Below are 15,958 nucleotides of genomic sequence, written 5' to 3'. Positions count from 1 at the left end.
CCTCCTTAATCTATTATTGCGCTTATCTCATTTTCTTTCTCACAGATCAGTTCCTTAACCGGCTTAAACTGCTCCGAGTTAATAAACCGCTGAAATGCTAAAAATACTTTCATATCAAAATTTTTATATTCATCTATCATTAATTCAATTGCGGTATCAATATCGAACGCTTCCCGGTATGGCCTGTTTGAAACCAAAGCTGCAAATACATCACAAGTCCGTAAAATTCTGGCACTAAGTGGGATTGCTTTTTCTTTCAGGTTATCCGGATAGCCTGTACCATCATAATTTTCATGATGATAGTACACAGCTTCTAGAATTTCCTTTTGAAATCCCATTTCTTTGAGAATTTTATAACTAAAGGTCGAGTGCATCCTGACATACTTGATTTCCTCAATCTTTAGCGTATCTTTCTTTCTGCCATATAAATATTTGCTAAGCTTCAGCTTTCCTATATCATGAAGCATTCCTGCCATTGCAATGTTACTGCAGAAACTGTCATCTTTCCCAAGTTCCTTTGCCACGTAATATGCCAGATTGCTCACGATAATCCCATGGTTAATGGCATATTCCAAATCCTCTTTTACGGCGAGTCTCATTGCATCTTCTGGTTCCTTGTTTTGTTCAGTCAGACACATTATATTCCCCTTCTATAAACGATTTCTTTCTTAAAATCATTTCTTCAATACGTTCCACATACTCATTTACATTCTTTACATTTTCAATTCTTTGAATACGTCCTGTCACAGGATACACAAACTTAGAAGAAGCCCCTGCTCCTAACGCTAAGATCGTGTGTTTTTCTTCCATAATCAGAATATTGTAAATGCCCTCTTTTCCTTCCAGTGCATAACCAATATTCTCTCTGCTGCTGTTCCTGCTTCCATTGGCATTTTTCTGTCTGTACATATAATAAGGTTTCATTCCTGCTTCTTTCGCAAAATCAGCTCCTAACTTTATCATCTTATCCACGTCACCAAAGGTAAACTCTTTATAAGAATCCCGTTGCATATTTAAAACTGCTGCTCTCTTTAACACAAGCGAATGGACTGTAATGCTGTCTGGCTCTAAAGCCATAACCGCTTCTAATGTCTTTTGTACATCTTCTTCTGTTTCATTTGGCAGCCCAACAATTAAGTCCATGTTAATATTCTCATGTCCAGCTTCTCTTGCCTGTAAAAATGTTCGTTTCACATCCTCAACGGAATGATTTCTTCCGATAATATGCAAAGTCTCATCTTTCATAGTCTGAGGATTAATGGAAATTCTAGTTACACCATACTGCTTTAACAGCTCAAGCTTTTCTTTTGTAATGCTATCAGGCCTTCCTGCTTCTACTGTAAATTCTGCTACATGTGTAAAGTCAAAAGATTCCTTCACCTTTTTTAGCAGCGCCTCAAGCTGTCCCACATTTAAAGTCGTAGGCGTTCCTCCACCTATATAAACCGTTGCCAGTTTTTTGTCTGGCAAACAGTCAGATACAAACTCAATTTCCTGAAATAATGCTTCCAGATAATTCTCTACATAGGAAGAATACTGTTTCAATGCATAAGAGGTAAAAGAACAGTACAGACATGTAGTTGGACAGAATGGAATTCCAATATATATACTGTAACTGTTTTTATAGTCAATCTTATGAAGCAGTTCCTGTTCCGTCTTTACTATCTGGCAGCCCAATTCTGTTTTTTCTTCCGTCACCAGATATCTGTTTTGCATAAAAGCTTTGATTTCTTCTTTTGTCATTCCCTGTTCAATCAGCTCCATAAAGAGCTTTGTCGGACGTACCCCCGTAAGAGTTCCCCAAGGCAAAGTAACAGGACTGCTTTCATGCAAAATACGGTAAACAGCCTTCTTTACACTGTCTTTACACAACCTTCTGTCTGTTCGTGTAATTTCTTCCTTCTGTTCGGATAGGCAATGTCCGCTTCGCCTTCCCATGACGCAGACTTCCTTGTCTGTAAACTTAAGAAAAAGAAAATCCTCTTCGCCTTCTGGCTCTGTCATTTTTAGAACATGTGATTCTTCTGGATAAAATGCTTTCACTAATGCAAGTATCTCATAGGAAAACATGTCTTCTGTCATATATATATACATGTTACTTCTTCCTTGTTTCCAATATTACGTTTTCTTCTATTCCCATCCATGCAGAAATGGATTATTGGCACTTTCATATTTAATGGTAGTCGCTTCACCATGTCCTGTAAAAACAATGGTATCCGCTGGAAGATTCATTAGTGATCGAACAGATTCCACAATCCTTTGCCCATTCCCTGTTGGAAGATCTGTTCTTCCAACAGATTCCATGAACAAAGTATCTCCACTGAATAAACATCCATTTTTTTCAAAGTAAAAACAGCAAGAACCCTTTGTATGTCCTGGGGTTCCAATTAACTTCACTGGAAAACCAGCTGCTTCAAATGTGTCATTGGCCTTTTTATAAAACGCACCCATTACTGTTGCCATTCGTCCCATCTGAACAGAACAATTGAGTCTTGCATCTTCTAATAAATCCTGTTCTTCTTCAAAAGCATAAACAGGCACATGATAATTTTCCAGTATGTCTTTCACTGCCATAATATGATCAAAATGTCCATGAGTCAAAAGGATTCCTTCTAATTCCAATCCTTCTTCTCTTAAATAACTTAAGATTCTTTTGCCCTGATCCCCCGGATCTACAACTACCGCTTTCTTAGAATGTACATTGGATAACACATAGCAGTTGGTCTGTACCATTCCTACTATTAAAACTTTTACCTTTAACCCATTTAATTCAAAATTATCCTGCATACTTAAACTCCAATCTGTCACGCTGATAGTCAGCCCGACGTTCTCTCTATATCTAATACACCATCTATATTTCGAAGTTTACCACAAATTACGCTAAGCTGCTGTACTCCCTGAATTTCAAAAGCAACACTGATGGTAGCCGTTCCCTGTTTGCTTGTCCGGACCGTCATAGAAGTTACATCAATCTTATCTTCCGTAAATGCTTTCGATACATCTACAAGTACACCTGTACGGTTTTTCGCATAAATTTTAATCTCCGCTGTATACAGCTCGTTGCTGGCTTTAGAAGATGCCGTACTCCACTCAGCTTCAATTAAGCGGACTCTGTCTTCTTCTGGAAGCTGTAAAATATTAATACAGTCTGTTCTATGAATCGAAACGCCTCTTCCTCTTGTTACAAATCCAATAATTTCATCTCCTGGCACTGGACTGCAGCATTTGGAGAAACGAACTGCAACGTCATGAATTCCTTCTACTACAATGCCGCCTTTTGATTTCCCTATAGAGGCTGGCTTGTTATCCTTCACTTCCTGAATGGTTTCCATAACACGTTCATCCGTAATCTCTTTACGGTGCTTCTTTACATAGCCTTCTTGTAATTTATTAATGACCTGTCCCTCTTTTAAGCCGCCATGGCCCAATGCCGCATATACCGAATCCCAGTCACGGAACCCGTACTTGTGCATGCATTCATGCATAAACTCAGGCTTTAGAAGGTCACTTAACACAATAGACTTCGTCTTGCAATAAGCAGTCAGCATTTCTTTTCCACGTATAATATTGTCTTCTTTTAACTGTGCCTTAAACCACTGATTAATCTTATTCTTTGCCTGTGTGCTTTTCACCTGGGAAAGCCAGTCACGGCTTGGTCCTTTAGAGTTCTGTGAGGTCAGAATTTCAATCCGGTCACCATTCTGTATCTGGTAATTGATATTTACCAGTTTTCCATTGACTCTGGCACCAACCATTTTATTGCCAACAGCACTGTGTATACTATAGGCAAAATCTACAGGGGTAGATCCTGTTGGCAGGTTTTTTACATCCCCTGACGGAGTAAAGCAGTATACGCTCTCTGAAAATAAATCCAAATCACTCTTTAACAGGCTTAAAAATTCCTTGTTATCGGACATTTCCCTTTGCCATTCCAGAATCTGCCTAAGCCATGTCAATTTTGCTTCTTCATTATCTTTTGTATTTTTTCCGTCACTGCCTTCTTTGTATTTCCAGTGGGCAGCAATACCATATTCGGCAATACGATGCATTTCATAAGTACGAATCTGGATTTCAAATGGCTGTCCATTTGGTCCAATTAACGTCGTATGCAGAGACTGGTACATATTTGGCTTTGGCATAGCAATATAATCCTTGAAACGTCCTGGAATTGGTTTATACATCTCATGGATAATACCCAGTGCTGCATAACAGTCTTTTACAGATTCCACAATAATACGAACTGCAAATAAATCGTAAATCTGTTCCAATGTTTTATTCTGGTTTAGCATCTTTCTGTAAATACTAAACAGATGCTTCACACGGCCATCAATATCTGCATCAATATTGGCATTTTTTATATGATAAGTAACCTCTTCCACAATTCCATTAATGAATGCTTCCCTGTCACTCTTTTTCGTCTCTATTTTTTCTAAAAGTTCTTTATAAACGTCTGCCTCTAAATATTTTAAAGATAAATCATCCAGTTCGATCTTTATCTTGGAAATACCCAGCCTCTGGGCAATAGGAGCATAGATATCCATTGTTTCCCTGGCTTTTTCCTTTTGCTTTTCCGGTTTCATATACTGCAAGGTACGCATATTATGAAGACGGTCTGCTAATTTTATCAGAATAACACGAATATCCTTTGCCATCGCCAGAAACATCTTTCTTAAATTCTCTGCCTGCAGTTCCACTTTATCGGCCTGATAATTCAAATTTGTAAGCTTCGTCACTCCATCTACCAGCAAAGCTATTTCGTCACTAAACTCAATAGACAGTTCTTCTACTGTACAAATTGTATCTTCCACCACATCGTGCAAAATTCCAGCAACTATTGTCTCTTTGTCTAACTCAAGTTCTGCTAAAATAATAGCCACACACAAAGGATGTATAATGTAAGGTTCTCCTGACTTTCTATACTGGTCCTTGTGGGCATTATATGCTATTTTGTATGCCTTCTCAATCATGGAAAGATCAGCCGAAGGATGATAATTTCTTATTATCTCTATTAATTTGTCATATAAAATCTCAGGTTCTGTAAAATCAGCTGGTGTTGACAGACTAGCATGATCCTTTTTTGCTATTTTCTTCGCCATTTCAAGTCCGTTGCCAATAAAGTCCATGATATCACCCCCAGTTTAGAATTTCTCTATAATAATAATTACTTATTATAATAAGAAATGTGTAAAAAATCAACCTTTCACATTTTATGGGTGGTTCTGAAAAAATATGGTTCAGTTTCGTTTTCCCTTCGTATGCCTCCCCCTGTTTCTTGGGTAATTATTTATATCACAAAAGAAAATACCCTGTTTTTATGCATTCCTATCTCCCTCTTACTATAACCGTTCCCTATTGCTCCCTAAATTTCATGAATAAAAATACCGCTTCGCAGTTTCGGCTCAAACCATGTTGATTTCGGTGGCATTAATTTCTTGGCATCTGCTACATCAAATAATTCTGTTATGGATGTAGGATACATCGCAAATGATACTTTCATATCGCTGTCTGCACGACGTTCTAATTCTTCCAGGCCTCGAATTCCACCAATAAAATCAATCCGTTTATCCGTTCTTGGATCTTGAATTCCAAGAACAGGTCCCAGTAAATAATCCTGTAATAAGGAAACATCAAGACTCGCCACTGCATCTGTAATATCCTGCAATTCTTTTTTGGCTGTTAAACGATACCATCTGCCTTCTAAATACATAGTAAATTCCGCTTTTTTGGCAGGAGATGCTTTTCCTTCTATTTCTTCCAGTTCAAAGTGTTCTCTGATTTTTTCAAAAAATTCGTCTTTAGAATATCCATTCAAATCTTTTACTGTACGATTGTAATCCATAATCATAAGCTGATCATGTGGAAACAGGACAGATAAGAAATAATTAAATTCCTCTTCTCCTGTGTAACCTGGATTTTCTTCCCTGCGTTTTAATCCCACTTTCACTGCTGATGCTGCTCTATGATGGCCATCTGCAATATAAATCTCCTGAATCTTTGCAAATGCTTCTTTTATTGCCTGCACTTCATTGCTGTCACTTATTTTCCAGACATTGTGTGTTACGCCATCTTCTGTGGTAAACCCATATAAAGCTTCTGTTTTTGTCACCTTATCTACTACTGCATTAATCTCTTCTTTTGAACGGTACGCAAGAAAAATAGGTCCTGTCTGGGCACTGCAGATATCTACATGATTAATCCGGTCTATTTCCTTATCTGCACGTGTGTTTTCATGTTTCTTAATCACATTATTGGCATAATCGTCAATAGAAGAACATGCCACAATGCCAGTCTGGGAACGTCCATCCATAATCAGTTCGTACACATAATAGCTTTCTGTTTCATCCTTAATAAATGTCCCATTATCCATCCAGCTATGTAACAGTTCACTGGCTTTCTGATACACACGGGCATCATAAGTATCTACACTGTCATCAAATTGTGTTTCCGCACGATCAATATTCAAAAAAGACAGCGGTTCCTCTTTTACCACTCTCTTTGCTTCTTCTCGGTTGTAAACATCATATGGAAGTGCTGCCACACGATCCACTACTTTCTTGTCTGGCCTAACACATTGAAAAGGTCTTACTGTTGCCATTCTTTATCCTCCTATTTCATTCTTATTACATATAATAAAAAGGGAAGTACATTCCCTTTTTATATATTTTTGCAAATTTACTTTAAAATCTTTATAAAGTATAGCACTTCTTTTTAGGTTTACGCAACCCATTTTTCACCACATAGCCGTTCCACAGCTCATACACTGCTTCTTCTGCTTCAAACCCGATTACCTGATAAGCTTCTTCCTTAAGTTCAGTAGTTCGGTTTGCTTCATTTCCAAGAACCAGCAGACGATTTGGACGAATAAAGAAGATACATTCCTCTAAACCAGCTTTTATATAATGATGTCCTTTTTCATATACAGTCTGCTCCATATCCGTAAGACTGCGGTATTTGATACATAACATTTTCTCTGGCAAATACACATAACGGCCTCTGGCATTCTGCTCATATACGGGAGCTAAAAGCAGGCTCTCTCCTAATAATAGTTCATCCTCCACCTGTTCGCAATGTGCATCCTCTGGATATGCAAATGCCAATGGACGAAACAGCATGGTATTCTGAAAGGCTGCTTTTAAATATTCACTATATAGATACGGTATAAGACTATAACGCAGCTTCAGGATATTACGCATCACATCTTGATTTTTAAAACGATACAATTCCTGTTCTCTTGTTCCCAAAGCACTATGATTTCGGAACAATGGAGTAAATACCCCAAACTGAATCCAGCGTATCATCAGTTCTTCTGATATATTACAGCCAAATCCCCCAATATCTGCACCAGTATACAAATATCCACACATATTAAGAGAAGGCATCATTTTGATATTCAAAAGCAAATGTGACCACCAGGAACAGTTATCACCAGTCCAGATTCCTCCATAACGGTGAGAACCAATACACGAAGCACGAGAAAATAACAAAATTTCCCTATCTGGATAAAGCAAGTCAAAAGCCTCTCTGGCGGCACGAGTCATAAAATATCCATACAGGTTATGGACTTGGTCGTGGCAAATCATTTTCCCATTGAGCTTATGGTAAAAACTGCGATAGTCCTCTTCATTATTGGACAAATGCTCCATTTTATCACGAAGTGCAAACACCTTGTCAATATCTAGATTTTCTCCTCGTAATGTATCTGCAAATTCAAAAAATTCTTTCACGCCTTTATCTGTATAAAACAGAGCAGGTTCATTCATATCATTCCAGAAACCATCAATTCCTTTGTCTATTAAAAAGCTATACTTGCTTCCAAACCATATTCTTGCATCTTTATCCATAAAATCAGGAAAGTGGCATTTTCCAGGCCATACTCCTGCTGTGAAATATTCACCATCTTCTGTTTTGCAAAAATACCCTTTTTCTACACCTTCCTCGTAAACCTCATATCCTTTCTCTATTTTTACACCTGCATCTATGATAGGAACCAGATGAATCCCTTTCTCTTTCATATCTGATACAAGCTGTTCAAATTGTGGAAATGTTTCTGTATTTATTGTAAAATCTTTGTATCGTTCCATGTAATCGATATCAAGATAAATGGCTTCTAATGGCATGTCCGCCTGTTCATACTGACTTGCTACATTACGGATATCTTCCTCTGACTTATATCCCCATCTGCTTTGCTGATAGCCAAATGCCCATTTGGGAGCAATATAGCTTTGCCCAATGAGGCCACGAAATTCTGCCACTATCTCATCTAGACTTTCCCCTTCTACAAGATATAAATCAAATCCACCGTTTTCTACTCTAATAAGCAGCTGATCCATATCTGTATAGCCTATATCAAACGTCACACGTTGTGAAGTATCTACAAATAATCCAAAGTTTCTTTTTCCCTTTACAAAAAGAACATTGTGGGCACCATATAAAGACTGTTTCTCTTCTGTGTGGGAACATTCATCACTACAGTTAGAGGAATATATATATCCTCTTTTATTTATGCCACGTGTAGCCTCCCCTAAACCGTACACAATATCTTGTCTCTTCATATGATATATAATATGTTTTTCTTCTTTCACTACTGTTAAGTACTCTGGCATCTTTGTACTTACAGGAATATCCATTACAACGGAATCTGTTGGTATAGAATTTTCAAATGAATACTTTTGAATCATAGCTTCTCCTTTGCCTTACTATATATTTTTACTCTTTTTTATCATTTACCCTATTGAAAGTCAAGCAAGGTTTTTTGGATCTTATATCAATTTTCTGTTGACAAATCTTTTACATTGGTATAACATTAACATATGAACAATGATTCACATGTTAATATGTTTTTGCATAATCTGAATCAGAAGGAGGATTGCAATTATGAGTAAAAACGATACGGAACATGCCCACAATTTTCACGTTGAAACCTGTGACATACAGTGCGTTCATCCGGAAGTAGTGCAGCAGGCTTTTAACAATATGCCAGCTGAAGAATATCTATATGATTTAGCCGAATTATTTAAAGTTTTTGGGGACACTACTAGAATTAAGATACTATATGTATTATTTGAAAGCGAAATGTGCGTTTGTGACATTGCTGAAATTCTCAATATGACTCAAAGTGCTATTTCCCATCAGCTTCGTGTCTTAAAACAAAACCGGCTTGTACGGTTCCGTCGAGAAGGAAAGAACATTATTTACTCCTTAGCTGATGAACATGTACGCTCTATCATCAATCAAGGCATGGAACATATTAACGAATAAATAAAACCAATATAGAAAGGCGGTATTTTTATGAAAAAAGTATTTAAATTAGAAGATCTGGATTGTGCAAACTGTGCAGCAAAAATGGAAGAGGCCATTAGTAAAATGGAAAACGTAAATTCTGTCCGTGTAAATTTTATGACACAGAAACTTACGATTGACATTCAGGATGACAAATTTGATACAACAATGGATGCGGTTCAAAAAACAATTAACAAAGTGGAACCTGACTGCCATATTATTCGATAGAACATCCCTTACCTGATAGCAGAATGAAAGGAGGCTGAAATATGACAAAAAAGCAGAAAAAGACTTTGTATAAAATTATAATCAGTTTTGTGCTCTTCCTGCTTGGCGAACTGCTTCCTGTTTCTGGGCCAGTTACGTTTTTGTTTTTCCTAGCATCTTATTTACTAGTAGGATATCCAGTTCTTATGAAAGCGGGCAGGAATATTCTTAAAGGGCAAGTATTTGACGAAAATTTTTTAATGTCCCTTGCAACCATCGGTGCCTTCCTAATTGGAGAATATCCAGAAGGTGTTGCCGTTATGATTTTTTACCAGATTGGCGAATTATTTGAAAAAACTGCAGTTGGAAAGTCCAGACAATCCATCTCTGATTTGATGGATATCTGTCCTGACATTGCACATATAGAACACAATGGACAACTCGAAGATGTTGACCCTGAAGAAGTCTTGATTGATGATATTATTTTCATCAAACCAGGTGAAAAAGTACCTCTGGATGGTATTGTCATAGAAGGGAATTCTTCTTTAGATACTTCTGCATTAACTGGGGAATCCATTCCAAGGACTATCCAAAAAGGAGACACCATCCTTAGCGGTACGATTAATTTATCTGGCATAGTGCGCATGAAAGTTACAAAAGAATTTGGAGAATCTACCGTATCCAGGATTTTAGACCTTGTTGAAAATGCAAGCAATAAAAAAGCACCTGCAGAACAGTTTATAACAAAATTTTCAAGATATTACACTCCTGTTGTAGTTATTGTTGCATTCCTTTTAGCATTTCTTCCACCAGTTATTTTACAGGAAAGCTTTGCAGGATGGATTCACAGGGGCCTAATTTTCCTTGTAATTTCCTGCCCATGTGCATTAGTCATTTCTGTGCCTCTTAGTTTCTTCGGTGGAATTGGCGGTGCTTCCAAAGCTGGAATCTTAGTAAAAGGAAGCAATTACCTTGAAATTCTTGCTAAAACAGATACCATTTTAATGGATAAAACAGGCACCTTAACAAAAGGCAGTTTCCAAGTTACAAAGATTGAAAGCAATAGCCTTACAAAAGATACTCTATTAGAATACTGTGCCTATGCGGAGCATTATAGCAATCATCCTATTTCTCTATCCATTAAGCAGGCTTATGGAAAAGAAATTGACGCTGCCCGTCTTAAAGATGTAGAAGAAATTGCAGGTCATGGTGTGAAAGCCTATGTAGATGACTTAATCATCTATGCTGGAAATGCAAAATTAATGAAACAGCAAAACATCTCCATTCCTCAAGTAGATTTTATTGGAACTATCATTTATGTTGCTGTGGGAAATAACTATGCTGGATATATAATCATTTCCGATGAAATTAAGCCAGATGCCAAAAAGGCGATCTCTGATATGAAGGCTATGGGAGTTTCTAAAACCGTTTTGCTTACGGGAGATCATAAATCTACTGGAGAAGCTGTTGGCAAAGAATTAGGAATCGGTGAAATCCATACAGAACTCTTGCCTAGTGACAAAGTTGACATTGTAGAGCAATATTTAGACCCTGCCAGAAAAAAAGGCTATGTTGCTTTTGCAGGTGATGGAATCAATGATGCTCCTGTCTTAACAAGAGCTGATGTAGGAATTGCTATGGGTGGACTTGGATCAGATGCTGCTATTGAAGCTGCTGATGTAGTAATTATGAATGATGAGCCAAGTAAAATTGCAACAGCTATTGGCATTAGCCGTAAAACCCTTAGAATCGTATACCAGAATATCTCTTTTGCACTGGCAGTAAAATTTACGATCCTAATTCTAGGTGCATTTGGTCTTGCAAATATGTGGATGGCAGTATTTGCTGATGTTGGCGTATCTGTCATTGCTATATTAAATGCCACAAGAGCATTATACTGGAAGAATAACTAGCTGCAAGCAACTTCCGATTTTCTTATCATAATAAAAGACCTGTTCCCATATAAACTCTGAGAACAGGTCTTTTATATTCATTATGCACAATCCGTTCTATATTTCATCAATTTTACGAAATTTCTTCATACCCTTTCAATCCTTTGAATGCTTCCATCATTTCCATGTATGGATTATTCAGTACCTTACATTCTGTATTTAATTCATACACCTTCCGTGTATCGGTATTATACTTTGGCCAAGGCATATCTCCAGTTCCATTAGGATTGCCCAGCTTAATAAAATTGGTCCAAGCCTGATACAGACAATCCGCCATCTTTTTCAATGCTTCAGCATCTGATGCTTCATATAAATACTTCATCTCTGAAATATCTTCTGTTCCCATTGCAAGTGGAATTTCCATTCCATGAAAACAGCCAATTCCCATCTGTGTTGCTGGTTCTGGTTCAAATGAGAAATAATACATATATGTATCTGCTGATTGGCTTTGTATATCTGCTGCCATTACACTCTGATTAGTAAACGTATAATCTCTGTCAAAATTCTTAATATCCTGATCCGTTTCAAAATTGTTATAATACTTACGAAGCTTGTTTCTTACTTCTTCCGGCGTATGGCATTTTTCAAAAAACTTCTCAATCTCCTCTTTCGTATACATCATATTGCTGGAATCACCATGAATAAATAATGTTGCCTCATCTTTATTAGTGCCAATCAGAAGGCGAATTCCCTTTCCACGACCTTTTTTCATAGCTTCTAAAGGCGGCTCAGGCAAAAATCCTCCGCCATATACATTTCCAGGAAGAAAAATACCTGGATTTTCCCTTGTATAATTATTTAAAAGCCAGAGAGAGGCTTCCTGCAGAACTTCTGTATTTGTATCTTTCATTTTACTAATTTCTGCTTCCGTCAAATGCAAATGCTCCAAAAGCAGATGCATGTTCCTCTTGGCAACTTCTGGTTTTGCTGCTCCTCCAATTACTCCACTTTGTACAATTGCCTGATGAAAGAGTCCATCTGTTGCTGGTGATGCAATCAGGTTAATTACGGAGCTTCCACCAGCTGATTCTCCCATAATGGTTACTTTATCTTTATCTCCTCCAAAAGCTTCTATATTTTCGTGTATCCAGCGAAGAGCCTGAATCTGGTCGCTTATCATAATATCCGAATCATAATCTCTTTCTCCTTCTGGATAATGTGCCAGATCATACCCGCCAAATACTCCAACTCTATGATTAAATGTCACTAATACAATCCCATCCTGTGCATATCTAGTTCCGACATACGTCTTCATAGAAGCTTCTCCTATAATATATGCACTGCCATAAATAAAAACCACTACTGGTTTCTTTTCTCCTGTCCCACTAGACCAGATATTTAAATACAAACAGTCTTCACTTTCTTCTACATCTGGATTTGACGTCAAAAATGGTGGCTGCAACGGTTTCATGCTCCACTTTACTGTTTCCAGTATCCCTTCCCAGTTGTCTGCTGGCTGTGCTCTTCGAAACCTATACTCACCTAAAGGTTTCTTTGCATAAGGAATTCCTAGCCACTGGTATACTCCATCTTCCAATTTGCCTTCCACTGTTCCGTTTTTTGTTTGTACTTTACAATTGTTCATTCTCATACTCCTTTTAAATTGAGATGAATTTTTCTCTTATCGCATATTTTTCCATTCCATCTCATTGATACTATTCCATTTCAATGGTGTCAACAAGTTTCTTATGGGTTCGCCTAGGTGTAAATATACGCCCTTTATTCTTTTCCTTACTGATCCATGTGCATCCAGTGTCCTGCCCTTTAGGGCGCATTCTTATGTTACAGGTTCACAAACTGTATCTTTAGAAAAATAAAATATAGAAGTTAGATACTTTACTATTTTACCATAAATACAGCAACAATGAAAAATCAATTTTTGTCAATCCTTATACGAAAACCTATATGCTTCCAATTTATTTTCTTGTTCATTAATTGCACTTACTTCTAAAGCTTCTATAATTTTTCACCTAGCTTTTTCTCATCATACTCTTCCTCTAATCAAAATGAATACTTGCTCTTGACATCTCCATCTACCTCCTAACTTTTACATGCTTTGTAATTGACAGTTCTTACACTCTTATTTTATTTTTAACATCTCTAATACAATATGTCCTAACTGTTGGACTGTTAATGGCTCGGTATATTCCCGACTGTACTTTTCCTCATCTCCTTTTTCCAAACCGAAGGAACCATCTTTCAGTTTTCGGTATTTCGCCAGATTCCATTTCTTATTTTCAAATAGGTCCACTTTTACTGTTTCATAATTTTTTTGAAACTTTTTCCATGTATTTAAGTTAGATGCTTCCTTCCACGCATTCTGCTTCGTATCTTCATACTCATTGATCCGGCTTGTTTCTAACACATCTAGTATTTCTTTTCCCAACTCTGTTTCATTATATCCGAAATTCAGTTTTACAAATTTCATAGATTGTCTTGGAATTCCATCTTCATCTCGCCAAATCGGAAAAATAATTACATTTTTCTTTTTATCAAAATAAATACTTACACTTTGTATAAACATATTTTTTTATTCCTCCTATTTTTTTGTTATCACTGAAATAATAATCTTAATCCCTCGTTCTTTAGCATAAACCTTAATCGCATCCAAAGCAGTCTGTTGCTCTCCCTTCATTGTAACATCTGGAATGGCAAGCCATAATGCTTTTTTATCCTATCCACTTTACTGTACAATTACATCATTCGTTCTTTTAGTTGTAAAGATAACATTCTTACCTAAATAATCTTAAAAAGGTACTATCCTTTTAAACCAGATAGCACCTCCTATGAATATTTTAAGTTCTGCTTTATATTTGCTTTCTTTCCAACACCGTAATTCTTATCTTGCCTAAAATGCCTCTGTCTCACACATTCCTAGCTGTTACAAGCTTGCCTGCTGGAATATTGAAACAGAGGTACACTCTTATTTTATTTCTAACATCTCTAATACGATATGTCCTAACTGTTGGGCTGTTAATGGCTCGGTATATTCCCGACTGTACTTTTCCTCATCTCCTTTTTCCAAACCGAAGGAACCATCTTTCAGTTTTCGGTATTTATCAATATACCAGATTCCTTTTTCATCAATGTCTACTATAACACTTTCATATTTCTTCCAAAATGCCTTCCATGTTTTTAGATTGCTTGCTTCTTTCCATGGATTTTGTTTTTTATCTTCATATTCATTGATTCTGCTTGTTTCTAATACATCTAGTATTTCTTTTCCCAACTCTGTTTCACTATATCCGAAATTCAGTTTTGCAAATTTCATAGATTGCCTTGAAATACCATCTTCAGCCCTCCAATATGGAACAATAATTACATTCCCTTTCTTATCAAAATAAATACTTGATCTACCCATTTCTACCCCTCCTATTTGGAAGTTATCACCAAAATACTAATTTTAATTCCTCGTTCTTTAGCATAAACCTTAATCGCATCCAAAGCAATCTGTTGTTCCCCTTTCATTGTAACATCTGGAATGGCAAGCCATAATACTTTTTTATTATAATCAGATACTTTTATTTCAATAGTTGTCCATGTTTTTCCTGTAAACCCACTTAAGTCTCTCACATACTTTGCTAATCTATGATACAGCCCATTTCGAGTCTGATAGGATTTTGAGGTACACTCTTATTTTATTTCTAACATCTCTAATACGATATGTCCTAACTGTTGAGCTGTTAATGGTTCAGTGTATTCACGACTGTATTTTTCTTCATCACCTTTTTCTAATCCGTAAGAACCATCTTTCAGTTTTCTATATTTAGCAATATACCAGATACCTTCGTCATTCACATCAATCATTACACATTCATACTTTTTTTGAAATGCCTTCCAACTTTGTAATTTAGTTGCTTGCTTCCAAGTATTTTGCAATTTATTTTCTTGTTCATTAATTGCACTTACTTCTAAAGCTTCTATAATTTTTTCACCTAGCTTTTTCTCATCATACTCTTCCTCTAATTTTATATATTTTATAGACTTTCTTGAAAGACCATTCTCATCTCTCCATGACGGAAAAATTAAAACATTTTTCTTCTTGTCAAAGTGAATACTTGCTCTTGACATCTTCATCTACCTCCTATTTATTTGTTACAACTGTAACAATTATTTTTATTCCTTTTTCTTTGGCATACAGCTTTACAGCATCAAAAGCAAGTTTCTGCTCTCCCGTGATAATTGCCTTTGAAATAGCAATTTGTAAAACTTTTGCGTCATAATCTTTAAGCAATACCTCTTGTTCAGACCACACCTTTCCCGAAAAACCTTCCAACTGCCTTACATTCCTTGCAAGCTGTCCATATAGCTTATTTTTATCCTGATAAGATTTTAATGTCAAATCAATACTCTTAAAACTTGTAATAGTTCTATTTTCAATTTTGTCTATTACAGGAAAATTGTGTCCAAGATTATTTCCTAACAATTCATCTATTTCATTTCCTCTTACAACTGCTGGCTTCTCCCACACATTTTCTTTTGAATATACTATATCGTTGGCATATTTAACAGCATTGCAG

Annotated in this window: 14 protein-coding genes and 1 pseudogene; 3 read left to right on the top strand and 12 right to left on the bottom strand. The window is 36.6% G+C overall.

What is annotated here, in order from left to right; all coding sequences use genetic code 11:
• Positions 1-5: 5 nt before the first annotated feature.
• The 6 genes from BMY85_RS10785 to BMY85_RS10760 all read right to left on the bottom strand — a co-directional run bounded on the left by BMY85_RS10785 (position 6) and on the right by BMY85_RS10760 (position 8,678).
• A complete protein-coding gene (locus tag BMY85_RS10785; protein ID WP_242939726.1) occupies positions 6-638 on the bottom strand; it encodes an HD-GYP domain-containing protein in 633 nt (210 codons plus the stop codon).
• Positions 625-2,094, bottom strand: coding sequence for a coproporphyrinogen dehydrogenase HemZ (hemZ, locus tag BMY85_RS10780; protein ID WP_092478289.1), 1,470 nt, complete (start codon positions 2,092-2,094; stop codon positions 625-627). The genes BMY85_RS10785 and hemZ overlap by 14 nt, the downstream gene beginning before the upstream one ends.
• A gap of 36 nt (positions 2,095-2,130) precedes the next feature.
• Positions 2,131-2,787: an MBL fold metallo-hydrolase gene (locus BMY85_RS10775; protein ID WP_092478288.1), complete on the bottom strand. Its 657-nt coding sequence runs from the start codon at positions 2,785-2,787 to the stop codon at positions 2,131-2,133.
• Between the two features lie 29 nt (positions 2,788-2,816).
• Entirely contained in the window at positions 2,817-5,096 is a 2,280-nt protein-coding gene (locus BMY85_RS10770) for a RelA/SpoT family protein (protein ID WP_242939729.1), read from the bottom strand.
• 263 nt (positions 5,097-5,359) lie between these two features.
• Positions 5,360-6,595, bottom strand: coding sequence for a DUF1015 domain-containing protein (locus tag BMY85_RS10765; protein ID WP_092478286.1), 1,236 nt, complete (start codon positions 6,593-6,595; stop codon positions 5,360-5,362).
• 91 nt (positions 6,596-6,686) lie between these two features.
• The gene (locus BMY85_RS10760; protein WP_092478285.1) at positions 6,687-8,678 is read right to left on the bottom strand and encodes a glycoside hydrolase family 31 protein; all 1,992 of its coding nucleotides are present in this window, start codon (positions 8,676-8,678) and stop codon (positions 6,687-6,689) included.
• 196 nt (positions 8,679-8,874) lie between these two features.
• On the opposite strand from BMY85_RS10760, the gene BMY85_RS10755 reads away from it, so the two are divergent.
• The 3 genes from BMY85_RS10755 to BMY85_RS10745 are packed head-to-tail and all read left to right on the top strand — an operon-like array spanning position 8,875 to position 11,399.
• Positions 8,875-9,258 carry an ArsR/SmtB family transcription factor gene (locus tag BMY85_RS10755; RefSeq protein WP_092478284.1) on the top strand — a complete coding sequence of 128 codons (384 nt, stop codon included), beginning with the start codon at positions 8,875-8,877 and terminating at the stop codon, positions 9,256-9,258.
• Between the two features lie 30 nt (positions 9,259-9,288).
• On the top strand, positions 9,289-9,507 hold the full coding sequence (locus BMY85_RS10750) for a cation transporter (RefSeq protein ID WP_092478283.1): 219 nt from the start codon (positions 9,289-9,291) through the stop codon (positions 9,505-9,507).
• 41 nt (positions 9,508-9,548) lie between these two features.
• Complete coding sequence (locus BMY85_RS10745) at positions 9,549-11,399, top strand: heavy metal translocating P-type ATPase (protein WP_092478282.1); 1,851 nt, start codon at positions 9,549-9,551, stop codon at positions 11,397-11,399.
• Positions 11,400-11,511: 112 nt separating this feature from the next.
• Here BMY85_RS10745 and BMY85_RS10740 read toward each other — a convergent pair whose 3' ends face one another.
• The 6 genes and pseudogenes from BMY85_RS10740 to BMY85_RS15680 all read right to left on the bottom strand — a co-directional run.
• Entirely contained in the window at positions 11,512-13,023 is a 1,512-nt protein-coding gene (locus tag BMY85_RS10740; protein WP_177180752.1) for a carboxylesterase/lipase family protein, read from the bottom strand.
• Between the two features lie 495 nt (positions 13,024-13,518).
• Positions 13,519-13,962 carry a hypothetical protein gene (locus BMY85_RS10735; protein WP_092478280.1) on the bottom strand — a complete coding sequence of 148 codons (444 nt, stop codon included), beginning with the start codon at positions 13,960-13,962 and terminating at the stop codon, positions 13,519-13,521.
• Positions 13,963-14,361: 399 nt separating this feature from the next.
• Positions 14,362-14,799: a hypothetical protein gene (locus BMY85_RS10730; RefSeq protein ID WP_092478279.1), complete on the bottom strand. Its 438-nt coding sequence runs from the start codon at positions 14,797-14,799 to the stop codon at positions 14,362-14,364.
• An 11-nt stretch (positions 14,800-14,810) separates the two neighbouring features.
• Positions 14,811-15,053 (bottom strand): annotated as a pseudogene (locus tag BMY85_RS10725) (endonuclease toxin domain-containing protein); the annotation flags it as partial.
• An 18-nt stretch (positions 15,054-15,071) separates the two neighbouring features.
• Positions 15,072-15,509 (bottom strand): hypothetical protein, encoded by a 438-nt coding sequence (locus BMY85_RS10720; protein ID WP_092478277.1) that lies wholly within the window; start codon positions 15,507-15,509, stop codon positions 15,072-15,074.
• A gap of 13 nt (positions 15,510-15,522) precedes the next feature.
• Positions 15,523-15,958 (bottom strand): endonuclease toxin domain-containing protein (locus BMY85_RS15680; RefSeq protein ID WP_092478276.1); only part of this gene is annotated, 436 nt, incomplete at its 5' end.

This window comes from [Clostridium] polysaccharolyticum (assembly GCF_900111595.1).
Lineage (GTDB): Bacteria > Bacillota > Clostridia > Lachnospirales > Lachnospiraceae > Clostridium_AI > Clostridium_AI polysaccharolyticum.
Note: the sequence above shows the minus strand (reverse complement) of the source record. Positions and strands in the feature narration are given on the sequence as shown.

Coding starts and splice junctions, on each gene's coding strand:
- BMY85_RS10785 (WP_242939726.1), bottom strand. CDS start 638: ATGTGTCTGACTGAACAAAACAAGGAACCAGAAGATGCAATGAGACTC.
- hemZ (WP_092478289.1), bottom strand. CDS start 2,094: ATGTATATATATATGACAGAAGACATGTTTTCCTATGAGATACTTGCA.
- BMY85_RS10775 (WP_092478288.1), bottom strand. CDS start 2,787: ATGCAGGATAATTTTGAATTAAATGGGTTAAAGGTAAAAGTTTTAATA.
- BMY85_RS10770 (WP_242939729.1), bottom strand. CDS start 5,096: ATGGCGAAGAAAATAGCAAAAAAGGATCATGCTAGTCTGTCAACACCA.
- BMY85_RS10765 (WP_092478286.1), bottom strand. CDS start 6,595: ATGGCAACAGTAAGACCTTTTCAATGTGTTAGGCCAGACAAGAAAGTA.
- BMY85_RS10760 (WP_092478285.1), bottom strand. CDS start 8,678: ATGATTCAAAAGTATTCATTTGAAAATTCTATACCAACAGATTCCGTT.
- BMY85_RS10755 (WP_092478284.1), top strand. CDS start 8,875: ATGAGTAAAAACGATACGGAACATGCCCACAATTTTCACGTTGAAACC.
- BMY85_RS10750 (WP_092478283.1), top strand. CDS start 9,289: ATGAAAAAAGTATTTAAATTAGAAGATCTGGATTGTGCAAACTGTGCA.
- BMY85_RS10745 (WP_092478282.1), top strand. CDS start 9,549: ATGACAAAAAAGCAGAAAAAGACTTTGTATAAAATTATAATCAGTTTT.
- BMY85_RS10740 (WP_177180752.1), bottom strand. CDS start 13,023: ATGAACAATTGTAAAGTACAAACAAAAAACGGAACAGTGGAAGGCAAA.
- BMY85_RS10735 (WP_092478280.1), bottom strand. CDS start 13,962: ATGTTTATACAAAGTGTAAGTATTTATTTTGATAAAAAGAAAAATGTA.
- BMY85_RS10730 (WP_092478279.1), bottom strand. CDS start 14,799: ATGGGTAGATCAAGTATTTATTTTGATAAGAAAGGGAATGTAATTATT.
- BMY85_RS10720 (WP_092478277.1), bottom strand. CDS start 15,509: ATGTCAAGAGCAAGTATTCACTTTGACAAGAAGAAAAATGTTTTAATT.